This is a genomic window from Streptomyces spirodelae (assembly GCF_017676385.1).
Classification (GTDB): domain Bacteria; phylum Actinomycetota; class Actinomycetes; order Streptomycetales; family Streptomycetaceae; genus Streptomyces; species Streptomyces spirodelae.
The window spans coordinates 37,452-53,422 of sequence record NZ_JAFFZN010000012.1 but is presented as its reverse complement, the minus strand read 5'-3'; the positions used below and the strand labels follow the sequence as shown (position 1 = coordinate 53,422).

General features: G+C 72.4%; 8 protein-coding genes. 1 reads left to right on the top strand and 7 read right to left on the bottom strand.

Features of this window, described 5'->3' with window-relative positions; all coding sequences use genetic code 11:
• Window positions 1-6: 6 nt before the first annotated feature.
• From JW592_RS14830 to JW592_RS14805, 6 genes are all read right to left on the bottom strand, one after another.
• Window positions 7-1,851, bottom strand: coding sequence for a GMC oxidoreductase (locus tag JW592_RS14830; RefSeq protein WP_209265534.1), 1,845 nt, complete (start codon window positions 1,849-1,851; stop codon window positions 7-9).
• A gap of 134 nt (window positions 1,852-1,985) precedes the next feature.
• A complete protein-coding gene (locus JW592_RS14825; protein WP_209265533.1) occupies window positions 1,986-3,605 on the bottom strand; it encodes a succinic semialdehyde dehydrogenase in 1,620 nt (539 codons plus the stop codon).
• Between the two features lie 107 nt (window positions 3,606-3,712).
• Window positions 3,713-5,374, bottom strand: coding sequence for a serine/threonine-protein kinase (locus JW592_RS14820; RefSeq protein ID WP_209265532.1), 1,662 nt, complete (start codon window positions 5,372-5,374; stop codon window positions 3,713-3,715).
• A 59-nt stretch (window positions 5,375-5,433) separates the two neighbouring features.
• Complete coding sequence (locus tag JW592_RS14815; protein ID WP_209265531.1) at window positions 5,434-8,568, bottom strand: serine/threonine kinase C-terminal domain-containing protein; 3,135 nt, start codon at window positions 8,566-8,568, stop codon at window positions 5,434-5,436.
• Window positions 8,569-8,871: 303 nt separating this feature from the next.
• On the bottom strand, window positions 8,872-11,253 hold the full coding sequence (locus JW592_RS14810; protein WP_209265530.1) for a serine/threonine-protein kinase: 2,382 nt from the start codon (window positions 11,251-11,253) through the stop codon (window positions 8,872-8,874).
• A gap of 217 nt (window positions 11,254-11,470) precedes the next feature.
• The gene (locus JW592_RS14805) at window positions 11,471-13,177 is read right to left on the bottom strand and encodes a glycerol-3-phosphate dehydrogenase/oxidase (RefSeq protein WP_209265529.1); all 1,707 of its coding nucleotides are present in this window, start codon (window positions 13,175-13,177) and stop codon (window positions 11,471-11,473) included.
• A gap of 302 nt (window positions 13,178-13,479) precedes the next feature.
• Between JW592_RS14805 and JW592_RS14800 the strand changes: the two genes are divergently transcribed.
• A complete protein-coding gene (locus JW592_RS14800; RefSeq protein WP_209265528.1) occupies window positions 13,480-14,739 on the top strand; it encodes a nucleotide sugar dehydrogenase in 1,260 nt (419 codons plus the stop codon).
• 104 nt (window positions 14,740-14,843) lie between these two features.
• On the opposite strand, the gene JW592_RS14795 is transcribed toward JW592_RS14800, so the two are convergent.
• Entirely contained in the window at window positions 14,844-15,959 is a 1,116-nt protein-coding gene (locus JW592_RS14795; RefSeq protein ID WP_209265527.1) for a GuaB3 family IMP dehydrogenase-related protein, read from the bottom strand.
• Window positions 15,960-15,971: the final 12 nt, after the last annotated feature.

The following is a 15,971-nucleotide window of genomic DNA, read 5'->3' as shown; positions in this document are numbered from 1 at the left end:
ACCCGATCACTCCCCCGCGGGGACCTTCGGTGCCGGCGGCACCGGCGGCACCGGCGGCACCGGCGGCACCGGCACGATCGGCAGCCGCAGCGCTCCGAAGGCACCTTCGGGGACGGCGGGACCGGCGGGGGCGACGGGGTCCAGCCGCTGATAGGCGGCGTCCTGCGCCGGGCGCGGGTCCTCCTCGCCACGGTTCGGCCAGAACGACATGGCACGTTCGGCCTGCGCCGTGATGGTGAGGGACGGGTTGACGCCGAGGTTGGCCGAGACCGCCGAGCCGTCCACGACGGAGATGCCCGGGTGCCCGTACAGCCGGTGGTACGGGTCGATGACACCGCGCTCGGGGCTGTCGCCGATGGGGCAGCCGCCGAGGAAGTGCGCGGTCAGCGGGGTGCCCATCAGTTCGCCCACGTTGGTGCCGGCGAAGCCGTTGATCTCCTCGGCGAGCGCGCTCGCCGCCTCGGCGCTCTCGGGGATGTGCACCGGGTTGGGCGCGCCGTGTCCCTGGCGTGCGGTGAGCATCCCTTTGCCGAGGCCCTTGTCCTTGCGGTAGGTGGTCAACGAGTTGTCGAGGGTCTGCATGACCAGTCCGATGATGATGCGCTCGGACCACTTGCGCGCGGACAGAGAGCGCAGGAAGAGCGCCGGGTGGCGCAGGCAGGTGACGACGTGGGCGAGCGCACGTGGCAGCACCGTGTTCTGCCGTACCTGCAGTGTGGTCAGCGCGCTCATGGAGTTGGAGCCCTTGCCGTAGCGGACGGGCTCGATGTGGGTGTTGGCGTCGGGGTGCACCGAGGAGGTGATGGCGACGCCCTTGGTGAAGTCGAGTTCGGCGTCCTTGCCCCACTTCTTGCGGTACCGGCGCGGCACGGTCTGCGCGCCGACCAGCGCTTCGGAGTTGGTGCGCGTCAGCTCCCCCAGCCGGGCCGAGAGCCCGGGGAGGGTGCCCGCTTCCTTGACGCGGTGCAGCAGCTTCTGAGTGCCGTAGGTGCCCGCTGCCAGTACGACGTGCCGGGCGCGCAGGATGTGCGGCTTCGCCCGCCGTTTGTCGGTGCGTACGGTCAGCACTTCGTAACCGTCCTCTTCGGTGCCCGGGGTGTGCTCCCGGATGCCGACGACGGTGGTCAGGGGGCGGATCTCGGCCCCGGCCCGCTCCGCGAGGTGGAGGTAGTTCTCGTTGAGGGTGTTCTTGGCGCCCCGGCGGCAGCCGGTCATGCACTCGCCGCACTCCACGCAGGCCGTACGGTCGGGGCCCGCGCCGCCGAAGTAGGGGTCGGGGACGGCCTCGCCTGCGGCTGCCCGCACGGTGCCGTCGGCGTCCTCGCCGTCGCCGAAGAACACCCCGACAGGTGCGAGGTGGAAGGTGTCGCCGTAGCCGAGGCGCTCGGCGGCGGCCTTCAGATGGACGTCGGAGGGCGTGGTGGTGGGGTTGAGCCGGACGCCGAGCATCCGTTTGGCCTGCTCGTAGTAGGGCGCGAGTTCGGCCTGCCAGTCGGTGATGTGGCCCCACTGGCGGTCCTCGAAGAACGGCTTGGGAGGTACATACAGGGTGTTGGCGTAGTTCAGCGAGCCACCGCCGACCCCGGCGCCTGCCAGGATCATGACATTGGCGAGCAGATGGATGCGCTGGATGCCGTAGAGGCCGAGTGAGGGCGCCCACAGGAAGTTCTTCAGGTCCCAGGAGTTCTTGGGCAACTCCTCACGGGTGAAGCGCCGCCCGGCCTCCAGCACGCCCACCCGGTAGCCCTTCTCGGTCAGCCGCAGCGCCGAGACGGCGCCGCCGAAGCCGGAGCCGACGACGAGCACGTCGTAGTCGAAACGTTCCTGGGATACCTGGGATGCCTGGGACACGAATACCTCCGGTTCCACGGTGACGGGAGCGCCCGGGAGGGGCGCGGGGCTGTGTCTGATATGCGGCTCCGCCGCGTGGGCGCGACCAGCCACATACGGCCCGCAGCCCGCGAGCAACGGTCAGGGGCACACCCTCACCGGAAGCGGAGCACCTTCAGCGCCTTGAGGGAGCGGGACATGAACGCGGCGTACGCCTCGTCGCTCATGCCCAGCGACGGAGCCATGGGCAGCACCCGCTGGTGTGCCACCGTCTGCGGCTCGGTGTACTTGAGGATGCCCTCCGAGCCGTGCCGGCGGCCGAGTCCCGAGTCGCCCATGCCGCCCATGGGGGCCTGGGCGCTGCCGTAGGCGGAGGCATACCCCTCGTTGACGTTGACGGTGCCGGTGTGCAGCCGGGCGGCGAGCTGCCGTGCCCGGCGGCCGTTGCCGCTCCAGACGCTGGAGTTGAGGCCGTACGCTGTGGTGTTGGCCAGGTCGACGGCCTCGTCGACGTCGGAGAAGCGGTAGACGGAGACGACGGGTCCGAAGGTCTCCTCGCCGCAGACGGTCATCGCGGGCTCGACGCCCTCCAGCACGGTGGGCTCGTAGAACAGCGGGCCGATGTCGGGGCGCGCCCTGCCGCCCGTCAGTACGGTGGCGCCCTTGGCGACGGCGTCCTTCACATGCTGTTCGACGGTCTCCAGCTGCCGCTCGGAGACCAGGGAGCCCATGTCGGCGCCGTAGGCCAGCGAGGCGCCCAGCCGCATGGCGCGGGTGCGGGCGACGAAGCGTTCCAGGAAGGCGTCGGCGACGGACTCGTGGACGTACAGGCGCTCGATGGAGATGCACAGTTGCCCGGCGGAGGAGAAGGCGCCGCGCACCGCGCCCGCCGCGGCCTTGTCGAGGTCCGCGTCCTCCAGTACGAGCATCGCGTTCTTGCCGCCCAGCTCCAGCGAGCTGCCGACCAGGCGGGCGGCGGCGCGCTGGGCGACCTCCCGTCCGGTGCGGGTGGAGCCGGTGAAGGAGATGTAGTCGCCGCGGTCGGCGACCTCGGGCCCGATCACCGGCCCCTCGCCGAGTACGACCTGCCACACGTCGGCGGGCAGCCCGGCCTCGACCAGCAGTCGGCGTGCCCACAGTGCGGTCAGCGCGGTCTGGGTGTCGGGCTTCATCACCACGGCGTTGCCCGCGACGAAGGCGGGCAGCGCGTCGCCGACGGACAGCTCGAAGGGGTAGTTCCAGGGTGCGATCTGGCCGATGACCCCGCGCGGGTGGCGCAGTTCGGTGACCTTGGTCAGTACGGGTATCGCGCCGGTGTGCCGCTTGGGCCGCAAGTAGGCCGCGGCCCTGCGCCCGTAGTGCCGCGCCGCGACGGCGACCGCCTGCACCTCCTCGTGCGCGTGCAGCCGCGCCTTGCCCGTCTCCAGCTGGATGAGGTCCAGGACCTCCGACTGGCGGGACAGCACGAGGTCGTGGAAGCGCAGCAGGACCGCGGCACGCTGCCGCACCGGAGTGGCGGCCCAGGCCCGCTGGGCCGCGCGGGCCTTCTCGAAGGCGGTGGCGACGTCCTCGGGTGTGGACTCGGGCAGCTCGGCCAGCACCTGGCCGGTGAGGGGCGAACGGCTGCTGGTCCTGCCGCTGCCCACCACGCCCTTGGCCAGCCCGGTGACGAGCGCCGGGGTGACGACGTCGGCCGCCGTCCGGGCCTCGGCGGGGGCGGGGGCGACCGGGTTGCTGTCCTTCGAGCCCGTGCGGGGAGCCTTCGAGTCCGTCATGCGAGTGAGCGTACGACTGCGGAAGCGGGCTCGTATACCCAGCGGTAACCCCTTTTCACGGAATCTGCCAGTGATTGCTGGCGGATTCCCCGCACGGGAGCCCCGGCCTACAGATCGTTGATCTTGAGGGACTTCTTCGCCTCCTGGTAGACGGCCTCGCCGTCCTTCCGGGTCTTGCCCGCCGCCGGCATGTCCACATACAGCCGCCAGCGGACGCCGTCCTTGTTGACGTACACCAACTCGTGCCGGAACTTCTTCGGCTCCTTGTCCTCACCGATGTCGGCGCGCGGACGGTAGCCGGTGGAGATCTCGGCCGCCTCCTTGCCCTGCTGCTTCGCCTCGGTGACCCGGGAGACCACCTCTTCCATCGTCTCCCGGTAGCCGTCCGCCTTGGCCCCCTCCTCGTAGTAGCCCTTCCAGGAGTTGGCCTCCAGCAGAGAACTCTCCTTGATGTCCTTGCTGCTGCGGCTCAGCTTGAGGGAGATGACGTTCCCCGGGTCGATGTAGGTCACCTCGTCCTCGTTCGCGCTGCGCTTGTAGTCCTCCGGTACAGCGAGAGACGCCCGCACCCGCTTGTCCTCGTTCTTCGTCGTATAGCCCTCCGGCGCCTGGTCGGCGGTGTAGACGAAGAACAGCGCCAGCGCGGCCGCGGCGGCGACCACCGCGCCGCCCGTGCCGAACTGCCAGGGACGGCTGCTCCGCAGCCTGCCGCCGAAGCCGCGCAGCAGACGGGCGAGGCCGTTGCCGCCGCCCGGGCCCGGCACCGGCCGAGGCGACTGCTGCGGCGGACGGGCCACATCGGCGAGGGTCTGCCGGACCTCGGCCGCGTCCGGGCGCAGTGCCGGCTCCTTGCTCAGCAGCCGGGTGAGCAGCATCCCGAAGGCGCCCGAGCCGCTCAACGCGCGTGCCGGACGCTGCGGTTCGGCCGAGAGCACCGCCTGGAGGGTGGCGGGAGAGTTGGAACGGCGGAACGGCGACACACCCTCGACGGCCGCGTACAGCACGACTCCGAGCGACCACAGGTCCGACTCCGGTCCCGGCCGCTGGCCCAGCACCCGCTCGGGCGCAACGAACTCCGGCGAACCGACGAACGCGCCGGTCTCCGTGAGCCCCTGCTCGCCCTGGACCTTGGCGATGCCGAAGTCGGTGAGCACCACCCGGTCGTAGCGGCCCAGCATGACGTTGTCCGGCTTCACATCGCGGTGCAGCACGCCCTTCTCGTGCGCGGCGTCCAGCGCCCCGGCCACCGCGAGCCCGATCCTGGCGGCCTCGCGCACATCGATGGTGCCCTCCTCGAGCACATCGGCCAGTGAGCGCCCCTGCACGAGTTCCATGACGATCCACGGCTGTTCGTCCTCCACCGCCACGTCGTGGATGGTGACGACGGAGGGGTGGTCGATCCGCGCTGCCGTACGCGCCTCGCGCCGCATCCGCGTGTACATCGTCTCGCGCTCACGCTCGGACAGATGGTCGGGCAGCCGTGGCTCCTTGACCGCCACATCCCGGTCCACCACCTCGTCGTGCGCCCGCCACACGGTGCCCATACCGCCGTGCCCCAGCCGTGCCATGAGGCGGTAGCGGCCGCCGATCAGCCGTCCGGTGCCCGGGTCCCCGCCGGAGGCGGCGGCCGGGGGCGCGATCTCGGTCGGCTCGTACGCACGAGGGGAGGAGAGCCGCGCTCCGGGCAGCTCCGTCGGGCCCGGCTGACGTGGCGGCTGCAGTCCATAGCTGGTCGTCGACTCGTCCAACCGGTCCCCCTCGTTGCTCATGGCCCCAACCCTTACGCACTGAGCAGCGCGGTTTCCAGTGAGTTCACACAGCTGTGACGTCAGCGCGCCCGGGTCACACGGTAGGTGTCGGCGACGGCCTCGAAGTGCCGGTCGATCTCCGCCTTGTGGCTCTTGGAGCCGAGGACGAGCAGCACGTGATAGCGCCCGTCCAGGATCATCGCCCGGTTGCGCGCGTACACCTGACGCCCGCCGTCCTCGCGCCAGCTGAAGGTGCCCTCGGCCATCGCCGTGTCCCCCACGTCGATGCGGCGCAGCCCGCCGGTGCTCGCCCAGTCGGAGGCACGGTAGGCGGACAGCTCCGGCTCGTCCTCGCTCTGATAGGCCATCGGGTCCTCGCCGAACTCTGCGGTGCGGTCCCGGCCCTTGACCACGACCATCTCGACCTCGCCGCCGTTGAAGCGCACCTGGCCCCGCGCGTTGGCCGAACGGCGGTCCCACTCCTTGGGCACGGCGATCCGGAACCCGGCGGGGTCGCGGGCGATCCGGTAGCCCTTGGGGGCCTCGGGGCCCTGGTCGTTCCGGGCCCCGCTCCCGTCGTTCCCGTCGTTCCCGTCGCCGGACTCGTTGTCGCTCTTGCCGTCGGACTTGCCGCCCGACTTGTTGTCCGGCTTTCCGCCGGACGCGCTGTCGGACCTGCCGTCGGACCCGCCCTCGCCCGTCCGCTCGGACCCCGGGCGGGACTTGTCCTCCTCCGGCACCACGACCGAGCCCTTCTGTGCGCCCTCGCCACCGTCGTTGTCCGGCAGGAACAGGGCGACGAACGCCACCGCCGCCGCCATCCCGAGCAGTATCAGCGCCAGCACCAGCAGGCCCAGCCGCCGCGGACCACCACTCCGCTCCGGGCTGCGGTGCCGCCGCACCGGCTCCGGGGCGGCGGGCTCGGCCGGGGGCTGCTCCGGCTCACGGCGGGGCGGCTGGTCCACGGCGGCCGCCCGCCTGGCCCGTCGGCGCCTGCGCACCAGCTCGCCGCGCCGCCGCAGGATCGGCAGCCGGCGCGGATCGGCCGGGCCGCCCGCGTCCAGGGTGAGCGGCGCCGTGACGGTGCGCAGCCCGACGTCCGGCTCCGGAGCCGAGCGGATGATCGAACGCAGCCAGCCCCGCAGCTCCTCGAAGTCCGGCCGTTCGGTGGGGTCCTGACGCATCAGCGACTCGACCACCGGGCGCAGCGGCCCGCAGTCCTCCGCGAACGCCGGCGGCTCGGCGCACACCATCTGCACCAGTTCGGCCGCGCTGTCTTCGGGGTAGGGGGCGTGCCCCTGCACCGCGCGGAAGAGCAGTACGCCCAGCGCCCACAGGTCGGCGGCCGGGCCGACGGGCGGGGCCAGCCGCCAGTTCTCGTACACCGGTCCCGCCTGCTCAGGGGCCCAGCGCTCGGTGACCGGACCCACCACCGTCATCCGCGCGTGCCGTGCGCGCTCCGCCGCCAGCGCCGTGGCCGGACCACGGTAGCGGCCGGGTGACGCCTCGATGCCGCCCCAGGGACCGCCGTCCGGCTCGACGGGCAGCTCGCCGGACGGTTCGCCGGGCGCATGGCCTGGGGGTTCGCCGGGCGGTTCGCCTGGCGCCCCGATGCCGGTCCCGGTGCCGTACAGGCCGGGGAGGGCCTCGGCACCTGTGCCGTACGACGAGCCGGGTCCCTCGGCGGGCTCGTCGGCAGGCCCTTCGGCGGGCTCCTCGGCGTACCCGCTGCCGGGCTGCCGGTGGTGTGACGGGCGTGACGGTGGGGTGCCGTAGGGGCCGGTCGCGTGCGGGCCGTAGATGTCGCCGCGCTCGACCTCGCGCACGCCGCCGTCGGTCAGCGCGTCGGGCAGCACCTCGTCCTCATCGGACGGCAGCCACCGCACGTCGTCGTCGAGGGCGTGGGTGGGACCGCGCCGGGCCTCGGTGTCCTGCCCGGCCGTGCTGCCGCCGGGCCCCGTCGACCACCAGTCGGTGACGGGCGGCCGCCGCGCGCTCCCGTCCGCTTCCGCGCCGTCGTTGCCGTCCCCGGCGCGCCGCCCGGCGTCCCGGGAGTCGGCCGCCGCGCGCTGGGCGCCCTCGCGGTACGCGGCGATGGCGCCGCGCCGCGCCGCCCGCGCGGAGAGGTCCTCCGAGGGTCCGTCCCGTCCGCGGAGGCCCTGCCCCTGCGGTCCGCGTACGTCCTCCTCGGGGTCGATGCCCTCGAAGCCGAAGATGCCCCGGGGGCGCTCCACATCCCCGTACCGGCTCTCGGTGCCGCCGTACCGGCTGCCGCCCGCGCCGTGGCCCTCGTCGCCCTGGTGCCGCTCGTCCCGCTGTGGCGGATACGAGCCGCCTTCGCGTGCCGTGAAGCCTTCGGGGAGCCGGTGCCCGGTCCAGGTCGCGGGGGCCGGGTGGTCCTGCTGTGGCTGTGCGGGCGATGGCTTCGGTGTCGGCGTCCCTGCCGGACGGGGTGCCGGGACTGATGCCGGGCCGCCCGCGGCTCCGGGGCCGTCGTGGGCGGCCGCCCCGTGGCCTGCCTCGGCTCCCGCGGCGGAGCCGTCGAGCGAGGGAGGCGGCAGCGGGTCGTAACCGCACAGCGCCTCCTCGGCGGCCCCGACCGCCAGCCCGGTCAGCACAGCGTGCCCGTCCTCGCAGATGAGAACGGTACGGGCGGTCACATTGCGGTGAATCCAGCCGTGCGCGTGCACGATGCGGAGCGCGGCGAGCAGATCGGCGGCGATCTCGGCGGCGCGGTGCGCGCCCAGTGGCCGCTCCGCCAGCAGGCTGGCGAGGGGGCGGGCGGGGACCAGCTCGCTCACTATCCACAGCCCGTCGTCCTCCACGAAGACGTCGAAGACCTGGTCGAGCCGGGGATGGTCGGGCAACTGCGCCGCGGCGACGGCGGCCTCCATCGCTCTGCGCACGGCGGGGTCGGCAGGCCGGCGGCTCGTGCGCCCGGATGCGCCGCGCGGCCCTCCGCCCGCGCCCCGTGCGGCGGTTGCGTAGCCGTATCCGTTGCCGTAACCGTCGCCGTGGCCGTCGTCGGCCGCCTCGGCCCCGACCACCTCCGCGTCGACGACCTCGGGCAGCGGCACCTGCCGGACGAAGACCTCCTGTCCGCTGGCCACGTCCAACGCCAGTGACTCGACCAGTTCGTACGCGTCGGCAGGCGGCAAGGGCAGGCGGTAGCGATCGGCCAGCAGTCGGCCCGCGTACTCCGCGTTCTCCTCCACGACGCCCTCCCCACCGCGCACGAGACCGCCAATACCGTTCTGTTTTCGTCCCCTTGCGGATAGCCACGGTCCGCGTCCCTCACGATACGTCCGGGAACGGGCTACGTCACCGCGCCTCGGCCGTCCGGTGCCACCTGCCGACGCACGCGTACGGAACGCTCGCCCGGACCGTGCACGGAGGGGCGCGGGCCTGATCCGTGTGCGCCGGGGGCGTGCTCGGCGGACGCACCACGCACCGACACCGTTGCGGACACGGTTGCCGATGCCGCCACCGACGTCGGACCCGCCGACGCCGATGGTCTGTCAGGCGCGCGGCCGGAACGTCTTGAACGCGGTCTTCCGGAGGGTCTCGCACGCCTTGTCCTGCCAGGCGTCGGCCCGGCAGGTGATGAGTATGGCGTAACCGTTCTTGCCGTCGACCTTGAAGCCCCGGTTGACGACGCGGACCTTCTTGCCGTTCTCCTTGCGCACGAAGTGCCAGTCGGCGACGGTCGGATAGCCGCGCCATTCGACCTTCTTGATGCCCAGCGATTTGTACCCGGGGCTGGAGCGCTTGACGGCGGACTCCAGCTGGTGCCAGGCGGCGGCCGCGTCGGGGCCGGGACTGCTGGTGTGGTCGATCTGGATACGCGGATAACCGCCGCCTGGCGCCGCGTACTTGCGTCCGGAGTTCTTGCCGGCTATTCCGGCGCGCTTCCACCCCTCGGGCAGCGCGACGGAGAAGTGGAACCGGCCGTCGGAGACCTTGGCATAGCCGTCCGGCAGCGCGGAGTCGCCCTTGGCGTCGCCCGGCTTCCCGTCGTCGGCCTTGTCCGCCGCTTCGCCGTCCCCGTTCTGGCCGGACTTGCCGTCCGACTGGCCTGCCGTGCCGGCCTCCTCGGCCTCCCGGTCGCCGCCCTGACCCTCGGCGCTGGTCCCGGTCCCGCCGGAGCCGCCCTTGGACGCGTCACCGCTGTCGCCGCCGAGGTTCACCACGATCAGGACGATGACGAGGATCACGGCGAGCAGAGCCGCTGCCGCGATGGCCAGCGTCCGCCGCGAGAGGCCCTTGCGCAGCTCGGGCAGTTCCCGCAGGTCCCGCAGCGAGGTGATCGCGCCGCTGCCGCCGCTCTCGGGGGGCAGCGCCCGGCCGCCACTGCCGGTACCCGGCAGTGAGCCGCCGCCGGAACCGCCGACGTCGGGGCCGCCGGTGCCGGGACCGGACCCGGGCGTCGTTCCGCCGCTGGAGGCGCCACTGCCCGGTCCCACCCCGCTGTCGGCCGCCGCTCCGCTGCTCGTACGGGCGCCCTGGCCGCTGCCGTACCCGCTCACGCCGTCGCTCTTGCGGCCCGAGTGCCGGCCCGACGAGGAAGCGGGCGGACCGGCGGGGCGGGGCGGGCTCGCGGGCGCGGGCGGCGCCGAGGAAGCACGCGCGGCGGAGGAGGCGGCCCCGCCCGAGGAGCCGCCGCCGTGTCTGGGGCCGGAGCGTGCGGTGCCGGAGGCCGCGTCGCCCGAGCCCTCGCGTCGCCCGGTTGAACCGGAACCCGGGCCCGTGCCGGAGCCGGTGCCCGTGCGGCCCGGGGTACCGGCCGTGCCGGCCCCCGCGGCGGCGCCACCGGCGCCCGCCGCGTTGCGCACGGACTTGAAGGCGCCGCGCAGCCGCTCGCCCGAACTGCTGCCCTCGGAGCGCCGCTTGCGCCTACCGCCGGTGGTGCCCGAGCTGTAGGCGGGGCCGCCTGCGCGGGAACCGCCGCCGCCCGGGGACGACGGGCCCGAGGGGGACGACGAGGAGCCGGAGGGCGAGGAGGGCACCGGAGGCAGTATCGACGTGCGCTCCGCCGGACCGTCCGCCTCCCGGGCGGCCGGTCCCGACGGGCTCTTGTGACCGCTTGCGACCGGCTCCAGCAGCAGCCGGGCACCGTTGACGTCGAGGCGCTTCTCCGGGTCCTTGACCAGCAGCCCGGAGATGACCTCGCTCAGCTCGCCCGCGTGTTCGGGGTAGGGCACGGGCTCGGTCATCACGGCGGTCAGCGTCGAGATGGCGGAGCCCTTGTCGTAAGGGGGACGGCCCTCGACGGCGGCGAACAGCAGGCCGCCCAGCGACCACAGATCGGCAGGCGGCCCGGGCGGCTTGCCGCGCGCACGCTCGGGCGAGATGTAGGAGGGGGCGCCGACGAGCATGCCGGTGGAGGTGACCGACGGGTCGCCCTCGACCTTGGCGATGCCGAAGTCCGTGAGGACGACCCGGCCTGTGCCGTCCTCCAGCAGCACGTTGGAGGGCTTCACATCGCGGTGCAGGATGCCCTCGCGGTGAGCGGCGCGGAGCACGTCGAGGATGGCGAGGCCGACCTCGGCGGCGCGCTGCGGGTCCAGCGGGCCGTCGGTCTTGATCTTGTCGGCGAGGGAGCGGCCCTCGACCAGTTCCATGACGATCCAGGGGCGGCTGTCCTCGTTGACGACGTCGAAGACGGTGACCGCGCTGCCGCTGCGAATCCTGGCGATGGCCTTGGCTTCACGCAGGGTGCGGGTGATGAGCCGCTGCTTCTCCTCCTCGTCGACACTGGAGGGGAACCGAAGCTCCTTCACCGCGACTCGCCGGCCCAGGACTTCGTCCTCGCCACGCCAGACGGTGCCCATACCGCCACGCCCGAGGACACCCCCGAGCCGATAGCGGCCGCCTACCAGCCGTCCCGCGTCCTCGCTCATGAATCCCCTTGTGTCCCCTCTGCGTGAGAGCCCGCCCCCGGCAGAGCCTTCATTGTGAACCATCGCTCTGACAAGACGTGTACGGGGGCAGCACGGTTACACCACAGCCCCACCGCTTCTCACCCGGGTTCACACGCCCAACAGCCCGTGCCCGGACGACCAGCCCAACGGGGGACCCACGGCCGGACCCCGACCGTCCCGGCTCCCACCTCATGGGCTACACCGGCACGATGTCGGGTGCTCCCAACCGGGCCGCGTCCGCCGTCTGGTCGTCCGGCTGCAACTGCGACTCCCGCTCGGCCTCGACCCGCTTCTCGTAGTGCTCGACCTCCCGGTCCATCTGGTCCGAGTCCCAGCCCAGCACCGGCGCCATCAGCTCGGCACACTCGCGCGCGCTGCGTACGCCCCGGTCGAACGTCTCGATGGAGATGCGCGTCCGGCGGGTGAGGACGTCGTCCAGATGACGGGCGCCCTCGTGTGTACAGGCGTAGACGACCTCGGCCTTGAGGTAGTCGTCGGCCGCGGGCAGCGGCTCGCCCAGCTTGGGGTCCTTCTCGATCAGATCCAGCACCTCTTCGGTCATCGAGCCGTAGCGGCCCAGCAGATGCTCGACCCGCGCCACATGCAGCCCGGCGCGCTGGGCGAGCCGGGCACGGCCGTTCCACAGCGCGTGGTAGCCCTCGGCCCCGGCGAGCCGCACCTCCTCGGTGACGCAGTCGGCGACCCGGTGGGCGAGCGCGTGCACCGCCTCGTCCACCGCGTCCTTGGCCATCACCCGGTACGTCGTGTACTTGCCGCCCGCGATGACGACCAGGCCCGGCACCGGGTGGGCGACCGTGTGCTCGCGCGACAGCTTGCTCGTCGCCTCCGACTCGCCCGCCAGCAGCGGCCGCAGCCCCGCGTAGACACCCTCCACGTCGTCCCGCGTCAGCGGCACGGCCAGCACCGAGTTGACGTGGTCGAGCAGATAGTCGATGTCGGCGCTGGAGGCGGCCGGATGCGCCTTGTCCAGGTCCCAGTCGGTGTCCGTGGTGCCGATGATCCAGTGTCGCCCCCACGGGATGACGAACAGCACGCTCTTCTCCGTGCGGAGGATCAGCCCTGTCGTGGAGTTGATACGGTCCTTCGGCACCACCAGGTGGATGCCCTTGGACGCTCGTACGTGGAACTGACCGCGCTCCGCGATCAGCCCCTGGGTGTCGTCCGTCCATACGCCCGTCGCGTTGACGACCTGACGGGCCCGCACCTCGTACTCGCCCCCCTGCTCCAGGTCCTCGATACGCGCCCCGACGACCCGTTCACCCTCCCGCAGGAAGCCGACCACCCGCGCGCGGTTGGCCGCGAGCGCCCCGTATTCCGCCGCCGTGCGCACCAGCGTGGCGACGAACCGCGCGTCGTCCACCTGTGCGTCGTAGTACTGCAGCGCACCCACGAGCGCGTCCTTCCGCAACGCGGGTGCCACTTGGAGAGCATGACGCCGGGACAGGTGACGGTGCCTCGGCAGCCCGCGGCCGTGCCCGGAGGAGACCGACATGACGTCGTACATCGCCACGCCCGTGCCCGCGTACAGCCGCTCCCAGGCGCGGTGCTGCAGCGGGTAGAGAAAGGGCACCGGCTTGACCAGGTGCGGCGCCAGCCGCTCCAGCAGCAGTCCGCGCTCCTTGAGCGCTTCGCGCACCAGCGCGAAATCCAGCATCTCCAGATAGCGCAGCCCGCCGTGGATGAGCTTGCTGGAGCGACTGGAGGTGCCCGAGGCCCAGTCGCGCGCCTCGACGATGCCGGTGGACAGGCCGCGGGTGACCGCGTCCAGTGCTGTGCCCGCGCCGACGATGCCGCCGCCGACCACCAGCACGTCCAGCTCGGTCTCGGCCATCCTCGCCAGTGCGTTCGCGCGCTGTTCCGGTCCCAGTGCCGCTGTCCTCACTGCTTGCCTCCCAGGGTGCTCGGCTGGTGCTCGTGCTGGTGCTCGCTGGTGCTCGCTGGTGCTCGCTGGTGCTCGCTGGTGCTCGCCGTCAGGTTGTCGCCGTCGGATCTCGGACACCGCCCACGTGGTCCCCCTGTCGATGGTCCCCCATTCCCGCGACTTTGGCTGTCCCTCGGCCCTGCTGAGCGCGCAATCCGACTTATCTGTCATATGGGCTCTTAACCTTAATGCGCGCCGCTCGCCACTCCCGGTGCTGCCCGGGGACGGAACCGGGACGATAAGGGGAAGGGAAGACCGCTGTCATGCCCGCAGATCTCGCCGTGCTGGGACTCGCCCATTCGGGGCTGCCGCTCGCCCAGGCAGCGACGGCGAACGGAATCAGCACCCTCGGGTACGACCCCGACCATGCGACCGTCGCCGACATCGGCGCGGGCCGCCCACCGGGTGACGCGCCGCTCACCGCCGCCGAGGTGCGGCGGATGCTCGCCAAGGGGTTCAGCGCCAGCAGCGACCCGGCCGTCCTCGGCCGGGTGCGCACCGCCGTCATCTGCGCACCCACCTCGCTCGGCCCCAACCGGACCCCCGATATGAGCGCGGTGCGCACCGCCGCCCGCACCCTCGCCGCCCGGCTGCGGCCGCGCACCACCGTCATCATCGAGTCCAGCGTCTACCCAGGCTGCACCGAGGACGTCGTACGGCCGCTCCTGGAAGAGGGCTCCGGGCTGCGCGCCGGGCAGGACTTCCACCTCGCCTACTCCCCCACCCGGGTCGACCCCGGCAACCGCGCCTACGGCTACGCCGCCATCCCCAAGGTGATCGGCGGCCTCACCCCGGCCTGTACGGAGGCGGCCGCCGCGTTCTACGGGCGGCTCACCAAGGTGGTGCGGGCCCGCGGGCCGCGGGAGGCCGAGACGACCAAGTTGCTGGAGACCAACTACCGGCACATCAACATCGCGCTGATGAACGAGATGGCGGTCTTCTGCCACGATCTGGGCATCGATTTGTGGGATGTGGTGCGGTGCGCCGAGACGAAGCCCTTCGGCTTCCAGTCCTTCCGGCCGGGGCCGGGCGTGGGCGGTCCGGGTGTCCCCGTAGACCCCAGCTACCTCTCCTACCACAGCCGTTCGCTGGGCTATCCGCTCCGCATGGTGGAGCTCGCGCAGGAAGTCAACGAGCGTATGCCGCGCTATGTTTCACAGCGCGCGGCGGTGCTGCTCAATGAGCACGGCAAGTCCGCGCGCGGGGCGCGCATCCTCTTGTTGGGGGTCACCTACAAGCCCGACCTCGCCAGTCAGGAGGGGGCGCCGGCCCGTGAGGTCGCCGGGCGCCTCAAGGAGCTGGGCGCGCAGTTGAGCTACCACGATCCTTATGTGCCGCAGTGGCGTGTCGCGGGGCAGCCTGTGCCCCGCGCGGACTCGCTGTATGAAGCCGCCGCCGCGGCTGACCTCACGCTGCTGTTGCAGAACCATCGGGTGTACGACCTGCAGGGGCTTGCGGCGAAGGCACAGTTGTTGCTCGATACCCGCGGTGCCAGCCCCTCCGGGGCGGCCCACCGCCTATGAGGGCTCCGCCCCAACGCCCGTCCGGCGGGGGCCCGGGGCTAGGGGGCGGAGCCTCCATGAACGGGACGGGGCCCAAGGATGGGTCCCTCAGCCATGGGCGGGGATCAGCGGGAGCGGGCGATGGTTACCTCTACGCGTTGGAACTCCTTCAAGTCGGAGTACCCCGTGGTGGCCATCGCCCGCCGCAGCGCCCCGAAAAAGTTCATGGACCCATCAGGGGTGTGGGAGGGCCCCAGGAGGACCTCCTCCATGGTGCCGACCGCACCGAGGTCGACCACCCTGCCCCGCGGCACATCGAGGTGCACGGCTTCCATGCCCCAGTGGTGCCCCCTCCCGGGGGCGTCACTGGCCCGCGCCAGGGGCGAGCCCATCATCACGGCGTCGGCGCCGCAGGCAATCGCCTTGGGGAGGTCGCCGGACCACCCCACGCCGCCATCGGCGATGACGTGGACGTAGCGGCCGCCGGACTCGTCCATGTAGTCCCGCCGCGCGGCGGCGACATCGGCGACGGCGGTCGCCATCGGCACCTGGATGCCCAGTACGTTCCGCGTCGTGTGCGCGGCGCCACCGCCGAAGCCGACCAGGACCCCGGCGGCACCCGTGCGCATGAGGTGCAGCGCGGCGGTGTACGTGGCGCAGCCGCCGACGATGACCGGCACGTCGAGCTCGTAGATGAACTGCTTGAGGTTCAGCGGCTCGGCGGCGCTGGAGACGTGCTCGGCGGAGACCGTGGTCCCGCGGATGACGAACAGGTCCACGCCGGCGTCCACGACGGCCTTGGAGAACTGCGCCGTGCGCTGCGGCGACAGCGCCGCCGCGGTCACCACGCCGGAGTCACGGACCTCCTTGATGCGCTGGCCGATCAGCTCCTCCTTGATCGGCTCGGCGTAGATCTCCTGCATCCGGCGGTTGGCGGTGGCGTCGTCGAGTTCGGCGATCTCGGCCAGCAGCGGCTCGGGGTCCTCGTAGCGGGTCCACAGGCCCTCGAGGTTGAGGACGCCGAGGCCGCCGAGCTCTCCGATGCGGATGGCGGCGGCGGGCGAGACGACCGAGTCCATGGGGGCTGCGAGGAACGGCAGTTCGAAGCGGTAGGCGTCGATCTGCCAGGCGATCGAGACCTCCTTCGGGTCACGGGTGCGCCTGCTGGGCACCACGGCGATGTCGTCGAAGGCGTACGCCTGCCGCCCGCGCTTGCCGCGCCCGATCTCGATCTCAGTCACGTCTACTGCCTC

Bases quoted from the DNA above. Each gene is read 5' to 3' on its own strand.
- JW592_RS14825 (WP_209265533.1), bottom strand. From the start codon at position 3,605: ATGACGGACTCGAAGGCTCCCCGCACGGGCTCGAAGGACAGCAACCCG.
- JW592_RS14820 (WP_209265532.1), bottom strand. From the start codon at position 5,374: ATGAGCAACGAGGGGGACCGGTTGGACGAGTCGACGACCAGCTATGGA.
- JW592_RS14810 (WP_209265530.1), bottom strand. From the start codon at position 11,253: ATGAGCGAGGACGCGGGACGGCTGGTAGGCGGCCGCTATCGGCTCGGG.
- JW592_RS14800 (WP_209265528.1), top strand. From the start codon at position 13,480: ATGCCCGCAGATCTCGCCGTGCTGGGACTCGCCCATTCGGGGCTGCCG.